We start from the raw sequence: 15,582 nt of genomic DNA on the forward strand, positions 1-15,582 counted from the left end.
TGTATCGTTTGGAACAAGAGAAGAAATATTGAACCGAACGCATTAACTGTGATTCGGTTTTTTGATGTGTATTTTTATGGAAAAACAGGAGGAAGGAGCTTATAAAATGGATAGGAAAGAACAAAAATCGATTATTGAAGGGCTTTTATTTGTTTCTGGTGATGAAGGGATTTATCCAGAACAAATAGCGAAAGTTCTTGAAATTGAAGTAACCGAAGTAATCGGTACTTTAGAAGAAATGCAAAAAGAATGTGAAGGTGCACATCGTGGTTTGCAAATTGTACAGTATGCAAAAGTATTTCGCTTTGCTACAAAGAAAGAACACGCTCCGTACTATCAAAAATTAATAGATATCCCAACAGCTGCTTCACTTTCTCAAGCTGCTCTTGAAACGTTAGCGATTGTTGCATATCGCCAACCGATTACAAGGACTGAAATGGAAGAGATTCGAGGAGTGAAAACGGACAAGGCGTTACAAACGTTAGTTTCCCACTTACTTATTAAAGAAACAGGAAGAGCAGAAGGGCCAGGGCGTCCTATTTTATATGGAACGACGAAAGAATTTTTGGACACATTCGGATTAAAAACATTAGATGATTTACCGTCGCTTTCTGAAGAAAACGAACAAATGAATGAAGCAGATTTATTCTTCGGTTCTTTACAAGAAATATCAAAATAAAAGCTTAGCATTTTGCTAAGCTTTTTTTGTATATCAATTATATACCGTGCCATACTAAGTGAAAAAAGGAGACGAGTTATGAAAGGTATGCGAAATATATTATTATTATTAGTTTCTGTTTTGTTATGCTTTTCTTTAAATAGCGCATCGGCTCAAAGGTACATGATGTCTATTCATACTGCGTCTTCTTTACATATGCAGCGGCAGCATCTCAGTAAAATGAAAGTGAGTTTTTTAAAAGTTGGACAAGGGGATGCGACCCTTATCACCTTGCCAAATGGACAAACGATGTTAATTGATGGTGGACCTTATGAAGCAGGAGAGGTTATCATTCAAAAACTAATCGAGAAAGGGATTAACCATTTAGATGTTATCGTCAGTACGCATCCTGATATGGACCATATAGGAGGACTCATTCCGATTGTAGAACAGATGCCGGTCTCCCTTATATTAGATAGTGGGAAAACATATAGTTCTTTTACTTATCATACGTATCGTAACAATATTAAAAAAAGAGGAATTCCATTTGTTTCTGTTAAAGAAGGGCAATACATACCGCTAGATCCACATGTCTCCATACAAGTATTAAACAATGGGAAATCAAAAGATGAAAACAATGAATCTTCAATCGTGTTAAAGGTTCGATATGGAAAAGCAGATTTTTTATTAATGGGCGACGCTGATGTGCGGACGGAAACAGAAATAATAAAGCAATTTGATGTTCATGCAGATGTGTTAAAAGTGGGACATCACGGCTCATATACTTCAACAAATGAATTGTTTATAAAAAAAGTAGAACCGCAGTTCGCTATTCTTTCATACGGGAGTAGCAATCCGTATGGGCATCCTCACCAAAGTGTAGTAAAGCGATTAAAACGGCATGGTATAATGATATATGGTACAAATAAACGAACTGTAGAAATGGAAACAGATGGCGAACATATTACGATAGGGTCTAGTGGATTAATGCCATTATTGAAGTGATTTATCCTGCTATTTGTGTGGGCTAATAATCAGTAGGGATGAACAAAACCCCCACTGATTATAGTTTCCCTTTATATATTAGAGGTGGATACTGTCCTTTTTTGGAAAAAATGAATAACATATATTATAATTTATGAGAGACGTAATAAGTTTCCGTTTTTGTTAAGGAAAATGGAAATTTCACTATAATGTATAGACAACTACTCGTGCATATATTAAGATAGAATTAGGCGAATAAGGTAATAAGAACAAGTAGGTATTTCATGGGAAAGGATCGATGAAAATGAAAACGCAAATTGTCATCAATGCCAAAATTTATACAGGTCAAGAAGTAGTGGAAAACGGATTTATTCGTTACGCAGAAACAATTCAAGAAATTGGTTTGATGGCTCAATATGTACCACAAGAAAATGAAACTGTTTTTGATGCTACAGGGAAGATTGTCATTCCAGGTATGATTGATGTTCATATTCACGGTGGATACGATATTGATGCGATGGATGCAAATAGCGATGGTTTAGTAACTCTAGGTAAAGAAATGTTACAAGAAGGAGTTACAACTTACTTCCCGACAACAATGACACAAGCTCCAGAAGCGATCGAAGCGGCGCTAAGTGCTGCGAAGGAAGCGAAAGAAAAAGGAGCGCATTTCGAATATATTCACTTAGAAGGACCGTATGTTTCAAAAAAACGTGCAGGTGCACAACCACTTGAACATATTGTTCCTGCGAATATTGAACAATTTAAACAATGGCAGGAAGCAAGCGGGAATCTAATTAAATTAGTAACATATGCACCAGAAGAAGAGGGCACGTTAGAGTTTGAACAGTATCTTGCTGAAACTGGTGTTGTTGGCACAATGGGGCATACAGATGCAATTGATGCACAACTAAAAAATAGAAAAATTACACATGCAACACATTTGTACAATCAAATGCGTGGATTACATCACCGTGAACCAGGAGTTGTTGGTCATGTGTTATTAAATCCAGATGTAATGGTTGAAGTAATTACAGATGGTATTCATATTCATCCTGATATGGTGAAATTAGCATATAAATTAAAAGGACCGAAAAAAGTAAGTGTCATTACTGATGCAATGCGTGCAAAAGGTCTTGAAGATGGATTATATGAGCTTGGCGGACAGCCAGTACATGTAAAAGATGGTAGTGCTCGATTAGAGGATGGAACGTTAGCAGGTAGTATTCTAAAAATGGATCAGGCTTTCCGAAATGTAATTGAGTTTACAGGATGCTCAATCGAGGATGCAGTACTCATGACATCAGTTAACCAGGCAGAAGAGTTTGGATTAAATAATAAAGGTGCGTTAGCGGTAGGAAAAGATGCAGACTTTGTTGTCATGACTGATAAATTACATGTATATGATACGGTTCGTTTAGGAATTCATATGAAGGAAGGGAAGTAATTAAATGAATATTCTTGTTGTGAAAACTCCAGAAGAATTAGCAGAAGCAGGCTATAAATTAATTGAAGAAGTTGTAAAAACAAAAGAAAATCCAACATTAGGAATGGCTACAGGAAGCTCTCCATTAGGTATTTATGCAGAAATGCGAAAAAATAAACTTGATACAAGCCATACAACCACTGTAAACTTAGATGAGTACGTAAATTTACCACACGAAGATAAAAACAGCTATCACTATTTCATGCAAGAACAGTTGTTTAAGCATCTTCCATTTAAACAAACTTATGTACCAAACGGGATGGCAAGTGATTTAGAGGAAGAGTGCAAACGTTACGAGAGCATTCTAGTTGCTAACCCAGTTGACCTACAGATTCTTGGAATCGGTGAAAACGGTCACATCGGATTTAACGAGCCAGGAACATCGTTTAATTCTCCAACGAATATTGTTGAATTAACAGAGTCTACACGCCAAGCAAACCTTCGTTTCTTCGAAAAAGAAGAAGATGTGCCAACTCATGCGATTACAATGGGAATTGGAAGTATTATGAAAGCGAAACAAATTCTACTTGTTGCTATGGGTTCTAAAAAGGCAGAAGCTGTTAAAGAGTTATTACAAGGCGAATATAATGAAGCGTGTCCTGCTACAGTTTTACAACGTCATCCGAATGTAACCGTAATTGCTGATCAAGAAGCTCTAACTTTATGCAGTGAGGCGATTGCTGATGAACATCGACAAGTATTCACCATTTCCGATCTATTATCAGATTCAAGAGTGGGTGAAACAGCTAATTGAGGCCGGCGAATGGAAGCCGGGAGATAAAATCCCATCTGAGAATGAACTTTGTGATAAGTTCGAAGTGAGTCGTATGACAATCAGACAGGCGATTAATAATTTAGTGGAACAAGGCTATTTATATCGGAAACGTGGAATTGGAACGTTTGTCCAACTTCCGAAAGTGGAGCAAAAATTGCAAGGAATGACGGGATTCACAGAAGATATGATATCTCGCGGGATGAATCCAAGTAGTCAATTACTTAGTTTCCGCCTCGTTCCAGCTACTGTGAAAATAGCAGATCGACTTAGAATACAGGAGGGAGAGTCGGTTTATGAAGTGAGGCGTATTCGCTTAGCTGATGATGAGCCGATTGCTTTTGAGACGACATATTTGTCGCCAGCTCTTGTAAAGGATATTAATGAAGAAATATTGCAACAATCTTTATATGAACATTTAGAGAAAAAACTGGGCTTTAAGCTTGTTAGCGCTACTCAATCAATTGAGGCTTCAATTGCAACAGATAATGAAGCTGAACATCTGCATATTCCTAAAAAGGCGCCTGTTCTTGTAATGCGTCAATGGTCATATTCAGAAGGTGAGATACCGTTAGAGTATGTGAAATGTATTTATCGTGGGGATCGTTATAAATTTATTACAAATATCGCACGTAACAAATAATATATTTCAGTTTGTGAAGTACAGTGAATTTTAAAGTGTTTAACATGTAAAGGAATAAAAATACGACTCATCCTTATAAGGAGTGAGTCGTATTTTTATTATGAGCAATCACGTGGTTAACGGCATCTTTAACCGCATCTACTACATAGTGAGCGTGTTTTTTTACTGCGTCATCTGCTTGAGACATAGCAAAACTGTGAGGAGTTAAAGAAAACATTGGAATATCATTGTAAGAATCCCCTATGCAAGCAACTTCCTCTGGTTGTAATTGAAATTCTTTTAATAAAACAGAAATAGCAGAACCTTTACTAATATTTGGTGGCATTACATCTAAACATTGTTCTGCGGAAATGAACGTACTAACTTTTCCATGGAATTTTTCATCAATCTTTTTCTGAAGGAGTTGTAAGCTTTCTTTTGTTCCGCCAACAGAAATTTTATTTGGAAAAATTGTATCATCTATTTTCTGTAATAAATTAGGTTCTTCAACAGAAGTCATTGTTACTTGTTGTTCCAGTTCATGAATAAACGGTGTTTTCTCTTCAATGTAATAATTATGCTCATCACTTACATAACGGAAATAAGGATCTTCATTTGTCATTGCTAACAAATCAGGTAGAATACTCGAGTCGAATGTCGCAGATAACAGCTGCTTATTTTCATGTGTATATACGAAAACGCCATTTACACTAATGCGATGGAAATTTGTATTTACAGCTTGCATTAAATTTGCAATTTCATTATCAAGTCGGCCAGAAGCGAAACAAAGAATCACATTTTGCTCAGCCAGACTACGAAGTGCGACGATATCCTGTTCGTCAATTAGACCTCCGTGTTGCATCATTGTACCATCGATATCACTCACAAACATTTTTATCATATTGCGGTCTCCTTTCTATGTACAGTTGCCTTTACATTATACGCATCATACACAAACATGTCTAAAAAATGAATTTTCATTAAATGGTAGATGTTTTACATTGACGACAAAGAAGAATGTTCTGTAACATAAAAGTAGGCTATTTAAGTACGAGGGTGGTGTTATATGAATAATTATCTAGAAATTAAAAAAGTTTTAAATAATAATGTCATCATTGCTAGCCATCCTGAACATGAGGAAGTAGTAGTGATTGGTAAAGGGATTGGTTTTGGAAAAAAAGCGAAAGATGTGCTAGAGCAAGAACAAGTTGAAAAAATGTTTATATTAAAAAATGAACGTGATCGTGAGCAATACAAATTGTTAGTGCCACATGTGAGTGAAAAATTAATTGAATTGATGAATGACATTATGTTCTACATTCAAGAAAAGGCAAAATCTCCATTAAATGAACATATTCATATCGCTTTAACAGATCATATTTCTTTTGCAATTAAGCGGTTAAAACAAGGACTTACAATTGATAATCCTTTTTTAGTTGAAACGAAAATGCTCTATCCGGAGGAATATGAAATTGCTGAAGGTGTTGTAGATCTTTTAAATTCTCGTTTGCAAATTACATTGCCAGAAGGAGAAATTGGTTTTATCGCACTTCATATTTACAGTTCACTTACAAATTCGGATTTATCTTCGATTAATCAAAACTCTCGTCTCATTGCGCAGCTTGTGTCTTTAATTGAGACAAACTTACAAATTACATTAGATCAAGAAAGTATTCACTATTTACGCCTTATTCGTCATCTGCAATATGCTATTGAACGGGTGAAAAAAGGAGAAGAGGTAGAGGAATCACAAAGTTTTGCTGATTTATTAAAAGCAGAATATCCAGTCTGTTATAACTTAGCTTGGAAGCTAGTTAAGGTCATGCAAAAAGAGTTGCAACTTCCTGTATATGAGGCGGAGAGTATATATTTAACGATGCACTTGCAACGATTAGTAAAAGCGGAGCATGTGTAAAAAGACATATATTTTTGTCTAAAATGAAAACGTTAAAAAAAATCATTGAATCGCTTACAATAGTTAGGTATAATAACTATTGCAAAGTTATACAAAATTCGACAAACACATTAAGGTGAGTAACGAAAACGTTTGCCTTAGTTATAGTGAACTTATACGTAAACCTATTTTTGACACGTGTTACTGATTCGATCAGGCATGAGTGGAGAAAAGTAAGGAATGTAAGCTAGAGAAAGGGATATACTACCCTTTGTATAGCTATCGTTCTATCTTTTTTTCCTCATGCCTTTTTGGCGTTTGTCGAAAAGTATCAATATAGATAAGAGAGGAAGGGTTTCCATGTTTAAGAAGATCTTTGGTGTTCTTCAAAAAGTCGGAAAAGCGCTTATGCTTCCAGTAGCGATTTTACCGGCGGCAGGTATTTTACTTGGATTTGGTAATGCATTTCAAAATCCACAGTTAACAAATGTTATTCCTGCTTTAAAAGCAGATTGGTTCGTAATGGTTGCAAAAATTATGGAACAATCTGGTGATATTATTTTCGCTAACCTTGCATTACTATTCGCAGTTGGGGTAGCAATCGGTTTAGCTGGCGGTGACGGAGTAGCTGGTTTAGCAGCGTTCGTTGGTTACTTAATTATGAACAAAACGATGAGTGTGTTCTTAGAAGTAGATAAGTTAGTGAAAGTAACAAGCACTGGAACAGATCCAGTGAAAATTGGATTTGCAGATCCTGCATATGCCAATGTATTAGGAATTCCAACACTGCAAACCGGGGTATTTGGTGGTATTATCATCGGTATAGTAGCGGCATATTGCTATAATAAATACTTCAATATTGAATTACCATCATACTTAGGTTTCTTTGCAGGTAAGCGTTTCGTACCGATCGCAACTGCAACATTTTCATTAGTAGTAGGTATTATCATGTGTTTCGTTTGGCCATATATTCAAGGTGGCTTAAATACGTTCTCACATCAAATGATTGATGCAAATAGAACGTTAGCAGCATTTATTTTTGGTTTAATTGAACGTTCATTAATTCCATTCGGACTACATCACATTTTCTATTCACCGTTCTGGTTCGAATTCGGTCAGTATACAAATGCGGCTGGCGAATTAATCCGTGGTGACCAAAAAATCTTTATGGCACAGTTAAAAGACGGTGTAGAATTAACAGCTGGTACATTTACAACTGGTAAGTATCCGTTCATGATGTTCGGTCTTCCAGCAGCAGCGTTAGCAATGTACCATGAAGCACGTCCAGAAAATAAAAAATTAGCAGCTGGTATTTTAGGATCTGCTGCATTAACATCTTTCTTAACAGGTATTACAGAACCACTTGAATTTTCATTCTTATTCGTAGCGCCAGTATTATTCGGAATTCACGCTGTATTTGCGGGTCTATCATTTATGACAATGCAAATTTTAGGTGTTAAAATTGGTATGACATTCTCTGGTGGTTTAATTGACTTTATGTTATTCGGTGTATTACCGGGCCGTACAGCATGGTGGTGGGTAATCATTGTTGGTCTTGTACTAGCAGTTATTTACTACTTCGGATTCCGTTTTGCAATCCGTAAATGGGATTTAAAAACACCTGGTCGTGAAGTAGCAAATGCAAATGACGGTGCAGGAAAAACAGAAGCGGGTGAACTTCCTCGCGAAGTATTAGTAGCACTTGGTGGTAAAGAAAACATTGCGTCATTAGATGCTTGTATTACTCGTTTACGTGTTCAAGTTAACGAACAAAAAAATGTAAACAAAGATCGTTTAAAAGAGCTTGGGGCAGCTGGTGTACTTGAAGTTGGAAATAACATTCAAGCAATCTTTGGACCGAAATCTGACACATTAAAATCACAAATTCATGATATTATGTCAGGTCGTACACCTCACGTAGAACAAGAAGCGCCAGTAAAGGTAGAAGAAGCTCCTCAAAAGGTTGATGAAAACGAAACAATCGTATCACCAATCGAAGGTAAAATTTTACCGATTACAGAAGTACCTGACCAAGTATTCTCAGGAAAAATGATGGGAGACGGATTTGCAATTGAGCCAACTGAAGGAACAGTAGTTTCTCCAGTTAACGGTGAGATTGTCAATGTATTCCCTACAAAGCATGCGATTGGTATTCAATCTGAAGGCGGAAAAGAAATTTTAATCCACTTCGGTATTGATACTGTAAAATTAAATGGTGAAGGATTTGAGGCACTTGTAGCACAAGGCGACAAGGTGAAACAAGGACAACCATTATTAAAAGTAGATCTTGCATTTGTAAAAGAAAATGCGCCATCTATCATTACACCAATTGTATTTACAAACTTACAACAAGGACAACAAGTCGAATTGAAAAAAGATGGAAATGTTAAGAAGGGCGAAAACGCTATTATTGACATTCAGTAGGAATTTGACGCAAAATGTTTATAATTATAATAGGCGATGTGGTTGACCGAGCATCGCCTATTATATACAATAGATGGTGTAGTACTCACGTCTATACAACTAAAAAATACTGTAATTTAAAGGAGATAAATTATCATGGAAAAAATCTTTAAAGTAACTAGCGACTCAGGAATTCACGCACGTCCAGCAACTCTACTTGTAAACACTGCAAGCAAATTTGGTTCTGACATTAACTTAGAGTATAACGGAAAAAACGTTAACTTAAAATCAATCATGGGTGTTATGTCTTTAGGAATTCAACAAGGCGCGGAAATTAAGATCACTGCAAATGGTGATGATGCAGCTCAAGCACTAGCAGCTATCGAAGAAACTATGAAAAACGAAGGATTAGGAGAATAATGACTCTTAACATTCAAGGGATCGCTGCATCAAGTGGGATTGCTATTGCGAAGGCTTTCAGACTTGAAAATCCTGAATTTAACATTGAAAAGAAATCGATTACAAACGAAGCTACTGAAATTGCACGCTTAGACGCTGCGCTTGAGAAAGCAAAATCTGAACTAGAAGCTATTAAGGATCACGCTTTTGCTGAGCTAGGTGCTGATAAAGCTGCTATCTTTGAAGCACATTTATTAGTATTAAATGATCCGGAATTAGTAAATCCAGTAAAAGATAAAGTAAACAGCGAAAAAGTAAATGCTGAATTTGCAATGGATGAAGTTGCATCAATGTTTATTTCTATGTTTGAAAACATGGATAACGAATATATGAAAGAACGTGCTGCGGATATTCGCGACGTAACAAAACGTGTTCTTGCACATTTACTAGGAATTAACTTCTCTAATCCTGGTACAATTTCTGAAGAAGTAATCATCATTGCTGAAGATTTAACACCATCTGATACAGCTCAGTTAAACCGTAAGTACGCAAAAGGTTTCACAACTGATATCGGTGGACGTACATCTCACTCTGCAATTATGGCTCGTTCTATGGAAATTCCAGCTGTTGTTGGTACGAAAGTTGTAATGGAGAAAATCCAAAATGGCGATATCGTAATTATCGACGGTTTAGATGGAGAAGTAATTGTAAACCCATCTGAAGAAACTCTTCGTTCTTTTGAAGAAAAGAAAGCGAAATTTGAAGAGCAAAAAACGGAATGGGCAAAATTAAAAGATCAAGCTACTGTAACAAGTGATGGACATCACGTTGAGCTTGTTGCAAATATCGGAACACCAAATGATGTACAAGGTATTATCGATAATGGTGGAGAAGGCGTTGGTTTATACCGTACAGAATTCTTATATATGGGCCGTGACAATCTTCCAACAGAAGAAGAGCAGTTCGAAGCATATAAAGCAGTTCTTGAAGGTGTAAAAGAAGGTCAACCAGTCGTTGTTCGTACACTTGACATCGGTGGAGATAAAGAGCTTCCATACTTACATTTACCTAAAGAAATGAACCCATTCTTAGGATACCGTGCAATTCGCTTATGTCTTGATGAGCAAGATGTGTTCCGTACACAACTTCGCGCATTACTTCGTGCTAGCGTATACGGTAACTTAAAAATTATGTTCCCAATGATTGCGACTCTTGATGAATTCCGTCAAGCGAAAGCAATTTTATTAGAAGAGAAAGAAAGACTTGTAGAAGCGGGTACAACTGTTTCTGATTCTATTGAAGTTGGTATGATGGTTGAAATTCCAGCTTCAGCAGTATTAGCAGATCAATTCGCAAAAGAAGTTGATTTCTTCTCTATCGGAACAAATGACTTAATCCAATACACAATGGCTGCAGATCGTATGAACGAACAAGTATCTTACTTATACCAACCATATAACCCATCTATTTTACGTCTTGTAAAAATGGTTATCGATGCTGCTCATAAAGAGGGCAAATGGGCTGGTATGTGTGGTGAGATGGCGGGAGATTCACTTGCTATCCCGTTATTATTAGGATTAGGTTTAGATGAGTTCAGTATGAGTGCAACATCTATCCTTCCTGCAAGAACACAACTAAGTAAGTTGTCAAAAGCAGAAATGGAAACATTGGCAGAAAAAGCATTAACAATGTCAACTGCTGAAGAAGTTGTTGAATTAGTTAAAAGCATATAAATATAAAAAAACCTGAGTCGATTTGAAATCGGTCTCAGGTTTTTTCTATGAGAAAAATAAATCTTATTTTCTTACTATAGAGGATAAGGGACGGAATTAGATAGCGATAGCAACGATATCAGTTGGGCATACACGTAAAATACCAGTAAAAGTATTTCGATTTTGATTGTTCTTATCATCTTTATTGTCATCTTTTTCATTGTTATTACGAGCTAAAGCAGAGAAAAGAGCAACTCCGTTAGCGAAACCTTCAAAAATTACATTGTTGAATGTTCCGTTACCTCTAATGCTTAAAAGAGAAAGTTCTGTTCCAACTGAAATGCTAGCAAGTACGTTACATACAGCTGATTGTTGCGGCTTAACCTCTCTCTCTTTCTCCTTCTCACGGTGGTCGCGCTCTCTTTCATGATGATGACATTCTCTAAAGTTATCACAGCATCCAAATGATCCAAACATAATCCTCATCACCCCCTTCACACTTATAATCTATGTAAGTTCGGCTGTTGGTGACTGGACAGAGAAGGGAAATTTTTCTAGGGGATTTTCTCATTTTAAAGGACTAGATGGGTGTTTATTACGGAATGATGTTTAAAATAGGGCAAATATCACAAAAAAAATGTAAAGACCACCGAAATGAATGAAATAGGTAGCCTTTACACTTTTTTGCTTTTATATAAAACGATGATATATACAGGAAGAGCTAAGAGTAGTGGTGCAATGGATTGAGCAGTATGTTTTTCTGCTTCTAATTGAAACGCTTCTTCTTTTGGGAATTGTAGCATTGATATGTTTGCAGCATCGCCAATGAAATAAAGAAGTAGTACAGTCACTATGTAACTTAAAAGTGCGATAAAGCTTCCGTATGAACTCAATGAAAATCCCTCTCTTGTTATCTATTTGTTATCATTGTATCACAATTGTAACAAAAATACACGGTTATATTTCGGAGGTTTAACAAATTTCGACATGAAACGTCATTTTTGTTTATGAGAATAGTATGAAACTTATCGTTTCTCTATGTATAGATGTCGAATAATACATTGTAATATTACGGATGTGTAACAAAGTATAAAAAAACGAAGATAATGAAATTACCTTCGTTTTTTATCCCGCTATTTGTGGGGATGGATAAAACCCCCACTGATTAAAGTTTCACTTTATTATTTCGCCCATTCACTCACTTGTTCTACGCTCATTCGTGGTGCAGGGTGGCCTTTTAAAGTTGATTCACCAATTGTAATAAGCATAATTGGTACGTAACGAGATGAAACATTGAATTCTTCTGTAAGTGCTTGTGGATTAAAACCACCAATAGCGCAAGTATCCCATCCAGTTGCTTTAGCTGCAAGCATAAGCTGCATTGCTGCTAAAGAGGCATTTGAAAAGGCAGCATCTCTTGGGAATTGCTCACGAGCGTATGCAGATTCAATGTTTTTAGCTAAACGCTCTTTTGCCTCTTCTTTCATAAATCCTTGTTCTACGATTGGACCATAAACGGGTTCAACGTTTTTATAGGCTTCTAAATCACCTAAAATAGCGACTACTGCAGAAGCGTCGAGAATTTGTTGTTGGTTATAAGCAATTGGGTGTAATCTTTTTTGTACATCTTCGCCTTGGAAAACAAGGAATTTCCAGTGTTGTAAGTTCCAAGCAGATGGTGCTTGTGCAGCTGCTTTTAAAATTTCGTGTAGTTCTGTAGAAGAAATTTCTTTGTCTGGGTTGAATGCACGTGTAGATGTGCGTTCATATAGAACGTTAAAAAAGTTATCGTTTGTCATAATATATCCTCCAAATTGCAAATCAAATTATTAAAAAATACATGTAATACATTCTACTTACATTTTGTAAGTTGTCGAATTTAAGAATATAATACCTTTATTTTAATTGTCAAGTTTTAAAGAGTAAGCTAGGGCATTCATACAAACGAATTAATTCCTGTAATCATACACTAAAAAAGGAATTTATAGAGTGAAAAAAGAAAAGAGAACATTCTCAATTAGCTTGTTAACATGTATACCTCACTAATTAATATTTTTGGAGAACAGTCTATTATAAAATGTTTGTGAGGAATGCAGTAGAACAAGATATATGAAGTGAGTGAAGACTAGTGATGAACATACTACATTTTTTATTAGAGAATACGGTTTTCCAAAATGTATTACAAGATCTTCAGTTAAATGTCCTTTATATAGAAAATGGATGCACACATCAACAAACGATAGAAAATATCCATCCAAAATGTATGTTTATAGCAAATAGTTTTGAAGAAGGAGAACGATTGTTTCATAAGACTAGACCACATATTGTAATTATGTATGTAACAGATTTTTCTCAAATAAAATATATAAAGAATATGTATAATCCACATAGTACATTCATTGTCATTTGGGATCAACAGATAACAAATGAGTTTACAGAGGTGCTTACGTTAGGAATACGTAATATTGTGATAGCCCCCGTAACTCCACAAGTAGTATTAGAGGAAGTGAATAAGAGTTTGTATCAACTTTCTTTAGTGCAGCAAGTAAGTTTGCAGCAAGAACTACTTCAAACGATGTTTGATTTTCATAATGATTTATTATTTATAGTAGAAGATGATGAGATTGTTGATTGTAATACAAATTTTTTAGCGTTTTTCGGATATGAAAATTTGTTTGCTTATCGTGAGCAACATTTAGTATTTGCTGAACATTTTATTAGAGAAACCGGATATTATTCGACGACTCATGATATAACATGGTTAGATGATACATTATCATATGATAGAAGAATTAAGATGTCCAATTATGAAGGGGGCATATCAACTTTTTTATTGCGTGCGACACCTTTGCCAGAAGACTTATCGAGATTTATTGTAAAGTGTACAGAAATTACAGAATTAGATGAAATCTATCAAGAGCAAGAAAGATTGGCTATGATAGATTCATTGACAGAAATATATAATCGTTTAAAATTCCAACAAATATTGGAGACAGAGTGGGAGAAGGTAGTACGTAATGATGAAAAAATGGCACTTATTTTATTTGATATAGATAATTTTAAAACAGTAAATGACACATATGGCCATGATTTTGGTGACTTAGCATTGATCCAACTTGCAGAGCTTATGAAATCTAAAGTGGAGCAGCAACATGTATTTGCAAGATGGGGAGGAGAAGAATTTATTATACTAGTGACAAATACAGTGGAAAAAGAAGCATTTCAAGTTGCGGAGTCATTACGATTTTTCATTGAAACAAAGCACTTCTCTGGAATTTCGAAATTAACAGCAAGTTTTGGAGTTGCGTTATATGAAAAAGGGATTACAAGAGAAGAATTAATGCAACGAGCGGATATTGCATTATATGAAGCGAAAAAAAATGGAAAAAATCAAGTATGTGTGTATAGAAAAGAAAAAATGTAATTTTTCGCAACAAATTGTTGCGATTTTTTTTTATTCTTTGATAATAGAATATGGGGGGCACTTTGAACGAAGGAATTATGGAGGAACAATATGATAAAAAAAATAATAATAATGGCTGCACTGTTTGCTGTAGTATGCGGTGGAGTATACTATTTTCTCTATAATCCTAATATAAAGGAAAGAACTGTATTAACAACTAAGGCGAATCCTGCTATTGAATCAGAAGTACAAGAGAATATAGAAGAAAAAGAAGAGCAACAAATTGATTATGCTAGCATATCTCAAAAATTAGATCAATATTTAATAGGAAAGCAATTTAATGGAACAGTTTTAGTAACTGATAAAGAGCATGTTATATTGAATAAAGGATATGGATATGCTGATGTTCAAAATAAAATAGAGAATACGCCTCAAACAAAATATCGTATCGGTTCTATTACGAAAACAGTTGTTGCTACATCTATTTTACAGCTGCAGGAACAAGGGAAGTTAAATATTCAAGATAATGTAAATAAATATATTCCTTCTTTCCCAGCAGATAAAAATATCACTTTATATCATTTGTTAACGCACACATCAGGTTTACCAGAAAAAGGGAAAGGAAAAGTGAATGTTGCTTCTCGTATAAACTTAGTAAATTGGATTGGAAGTCAAAAATTAGAGTTTCAACCAGGGGCAGGTTGGAGATATACAGATTATAATTATATGGTGCTTGCCTATATTATAGAAAGCGTATCAAAAAAAACTTTAGGGGATTACGTAAAAGAAAATATATTTACGAAAGCAGAAATGCACGAATCTGGTATGGGAAATATGACCCCAGGAGATCAGCATTTTACTAAAGGTTACGTAAAGAAAGATAATGTACTTGAATCTGCACAAAAATTATCAATGGATTGGTTGTATGGTTGCGGTGAGATGTATACGACAGTTGGAGATATGAAGAAGTTAGATGAAGCAATTATAAATGGGAAACTTCTTTCTGAACAAAGTATACAAGCGATGTTTTCACCTCCAGCAGAACGGAAATATGCATTTAGCTTTTATATATATCCGGATTATTTTCATAATCATGGTGTACTATCTGGCTGGAATACTTTCAATAATTTTAATAAAGACAAAGGGATTTTTGTTATTTTATTTTCAAATGTGAAAAATAGTATGGATGATGATTTTAATAAAGAGTTCCGAAAGATGGTAAGTGATTTATTAGAACAAAGGGGATAAG

At 35.3% G+C, this 15,582-nt stretch carries 15 protein-coding genes; 11 read left to right on the top strand and 4 right to left on the bottom strand.

What is annotated here, in order from left to right; genetic code table 11:
* Window positions 1-106 precede the first annotated feature (106 nt).
* The 5 genes from scpB to COC96_RS17645 all read left to right on the top strand — a co-directional run bounded on the left by scpB (window position 107) and on the right by COC96_RS17645 (window position 4,543).
* Window positions 107-679 carry a segregation/condensation protein ScpB gene (gene scpB / locus COC96_RS17625; RefSeq protein ID WP_097904551.1) on the top strand — a complete coding sequence of 191 codons (573 nt, stop codon included), beginning with the start codon at window positions 107-109 and terminating at the stop codon, window positions 677-679.
* A 78-nt stretch (window positions 680-757) separates the two neighbouring features.
* Window positions 758-1,663 carry a ComEC/Rec2 family competence protein gene (locus tag COC96_RS17630; protein ID WP_098769106.1) on the top strand — a complete coding sequence of 302 codons (906 nt, stop codon included), beginning with the start codon at window positions 758-760 and terminating at the stop codon, window positions 1,661-1,663.
* 283 nt (window positions 1,664-1,946) lie between these two features.
* A complete protein-coding gene (gene nagA, locus COC96_RS17635; protein WP_098769166.1) occupies window positions 1,947-3,089 on the top strand; it encodes an N-acetylglucosamine-6-phosphate deacetylase in 1,143 nt (380 codons plus the stop codon).
* Between the two features lie 4 nt (window positions 3,090-3,093).
* Complete coding sequence (gene nagB / locus COC96_RS17640; protein ID WP_098267977.1) at window positions 3,094-3,882, top strand: glucosamine-6-phosphate deaminase; 789 nt, start codon at window positions 3,094-3,096, stop codon at window positions 3,880-3,882.
* Window positions 3,812-4,543: a GntR family transcriptional regulator gene (locus COC96_RS17645; RefSeq protein WP_098267976.1), complete on the top strand. Its 732-nt coding sequence runs from the start codon at window positions 3,812-3,814 to the stop codon at window positions 4,541-4,543. The genes nagB and COC96_RS17645 overlap by 71 nt, the downstream gene beginning before the upstream one ends.
* A gap of 73 nt (window positions 4,544-4,616) precedes the next feature.
* On the opposite strand, the gene COC96_RS17650 is transcribed toward COC96_RS17645, so the two are convergent.
* The gene (locus tag COC96_RS17650) at window positions 4,617-5,423 is read right to left on the bottom strand and encodes a Cof-type HAD-IIB family hydrolase (protein WP_000594237.1); all 807 of its coding nucleotides are present in this window, start codon (window positions 5,421-5,423) and stop codon (window positions 4,617-4,619) included.
* Between the two features lie 165 nt (window positions 5,424-5,588).
* Here COC96_RS17650 and glcT point away from each other — a divergent pair, with 165 nt between their 5' ends.
* From glcT to ptsP, 4 genes are all read left to right on the top strand, one after another.
* A complete protein-coding gene (gene glcT, locus COC96_RS17655; protein WP_097904546.1) occupies window positions 5,589-6,437 on the top strand; it encodes a glucose PTS transporter transcription antiterminator GlcT in 849 nt (282 codons plus the stop codon).
* A gap of 339 nt (window positions 6,438-6,776) precedes the next feature.
* A complete protein-coding gene (gene ptsG, locus COC96_RS17660; RefSeq protein ID WP_098769107.1) occupies window positions 6,777-8,840 on the top strand; it encodes a PTS glucose transporter subunit IIABC in 2,064 nt (687 codons plus the stop codon).
* Between the two features lie 135 nt (window positions 8,841-8,975).
* Window positions 8,976-9,239: a phosphocarrier protein HPr gene (gene ptsH, locus COC96_RS17665; protein ID WP_000411079.1), complete on the top strand. Its 264-nt coding sequence runs from the start codon at window positions 8,976-8,978 to the stop codon at window positions 9,237-9,239.
* Window positions 9,239-10,951 (top strand): phosphoenolpyruvate--protein phosphotransferase, encoded by a 1,713-nt coding sequence (gene ptsP / locus COC96_RS17670; protein WP_098267974.1) that lies wholly within the window; start codon window positions 9,239-9,241, stop codon window positions 10,949-10,951. Before ptsH ends, ptsP begins: the two co-directional genes overlap by 1 nt.
* A gap of 96 nt (window positions 10,952-11,047) precedes the next feature.
* Here the strand turns inward: ptsP and COC96_RS17675 are convergent, their stop codons facing one another.
* The 3 genes from COC96_RS17675 to COC96_RS17685 form a co-directional block, all read right to left on the bottom strand.
* On the bottom strand, window positions 11,048-11,407 hold the full coding sequence (locus COC96_RS17675) for a DUF3915 domain-containing protein (RefSeq protein ID WP_142340014.1): 360 nt from the start codon (window positions 11,405-11,407) through the stop codon (window positions 11,048-11,050).
* A 197-nt stretch (window positions 11,408-11,604) separates the two neighbouring features.
* Window positions 11,605-11,823 (bottom strand): hypothetical protein, encoded by a 219-nt coding sequence (locus COC96_RS17680; protein WP_098267972.1) that lies wholly within the window; start codon window positions 11,821-11,823, stop codon window positions 11,605-11,607.
* Between the two features lie 288 nt (window positions 11,824-12,111).
* A complete protein-coding gene (locus tag COC96_RS17685; RefSeq protein ID WP_098267971.1) occupies window positions 12,112-12,729 on the bottom strand; it encodes a nitroreductase family protein in 618 nt (205 codons plus the stop codon).
* 332 nt (window positions 12,730-13,061) lie between these two features.
* Here COC96_RS17685 and COC96_RS17690 point away from each other — a divergent pair, with 332 nt between their 5' ends.
* Complete coding sequence (locus COC96_RS17690; protein ID WP_142340015.1) at window positions 13,062-14,354, top strand: GGDEF domain-containing protein; 1,293 nt, start codon at window positions 13,062-13,064, stop codon at window positions 14,352-14,354.
* A gap of 90 nt (window positions 14,355-14,444) precedes the next feature.
* Window positions 14,445-15,581, top strand: coding sequence for a serine hydrolase domain-containing protein (locus tag COC96_RS17695; protein ID WP_098267970.1), 1,137 nt, complete (start codon window positions 14,445-14,447; stop codon window positions 15,579-15,581).
* Window position 15,582: the final 1 nt, after the last annotated feature.

It is taken from the genome of Bacillus cereus, assembly GCF_002577405.1.
Taxonomy (GTDB): domain Bacteria; phylum Bacillota; class Bacilli; order Bacillales; family Bacillaceae_G; genus Bacillus_A; species Bacillus_A cereus_AU.

What these genes read in the sequence shown, in the direction of transcription:
- scpB (WP_097904551.1), top strand. Translation starts at nt 107, where the DNA reads ATGGATAGGAAAGAACAAAAATCGATTATTGAAGGGCTTTTATTTGTT.
- COC96_RS17630 (WP_098769106.1), top strand. Translation starts at nt 758, where the DNA reads ATGAAAGGTATGCGAAATATATTATTATTATTAGTTTCTGTTTTGTTA.
- nagA (WP_098769166.1), top strand. Translation starts at nt 1,947, where the DNA reads ATGAAAACGCAAATTGTCATCAATGCCAAAATTTATACAGGTCAAGAA.
- nagB (WP_098267977.1), top strand. Translation starts at nt 3,094, where the DNA reads ATGAATATTCTTGTTGTGAAAACTCCAGAAGAATTAGCAGAAGCAGGC.
- COC96_RS17645 (WP_098267976.1), top strand. Translation starts at nt 3,812, where the DNA reads ATGAACATCGACAAGTATTCACCATTTCCGATCTATTATCAGATTCAA.
- COC96_RS17650 (WP_000594237.1), bottom strand. Translation starts at nt 5,423, where the DNA reads ATGATAAAAATGTTTGTGAGTGATATCGATGGTACAATGATGCAACAC.
- glcT (WP_097904546.1), top strand. Translation starts at nt 5,589, where the DNA reads ATGAATAATTATCTAGAAATTAAAAAAGTTTTAAATAATAATGTCATC.
- ptsG (WP_098769107.1), top strand. Translation starts at nt 6,777, where the DNA reads ATGTTTAAGAAGATCTTTGGTGTTCTTCAAAAAGTCGGAAAAGCGCTT.
- ptsH (WP_000411079.1), top strand. Translation starts at nt 8,976, where the DNA reads ATGGAAAAAATCTTTAAAGTAACTAGCGACTCAGGAATTCACGCACGT.
- ptsP (WP_098267974.1), top strand. Translation starts at nt 9,239, where the DNA reads ATGACTCTTAACATTCAAGGGATCGCTGCATCAAGTGGGATTGCTATT.
- COC96_RS17675 (WP_142340014.1), bottom strand. Translation starts at nt 11,407, where the DNA reads ATGTTTGGATCATTTGGATGCTGTGATAACTTTAGAGAATGTCATCAT.
- COC96_RS17685 (WP_098267971.1), bottom strand. Translation starts at nt 12,729, where the DNA reads ATGACAAACGATAACTTTTTTAACGTTCTATATGAACGCACATCTACA.
- COC96_RS17690 (WP_142340015.1), top strand. Translation starts at nt 13,062, where the DNA reads ATGAACATACTACATTTTTTATTAGAGAATACGGTTTTCCAAAATGTA.
- COC96_RS17695 (WP_098267970.1), top strand. Translation starts at nt 14,445, where the DNA reads ATGATAAAAAAAATAATAATAATGGCTGCACTGTTTGCTGTAGTATGC.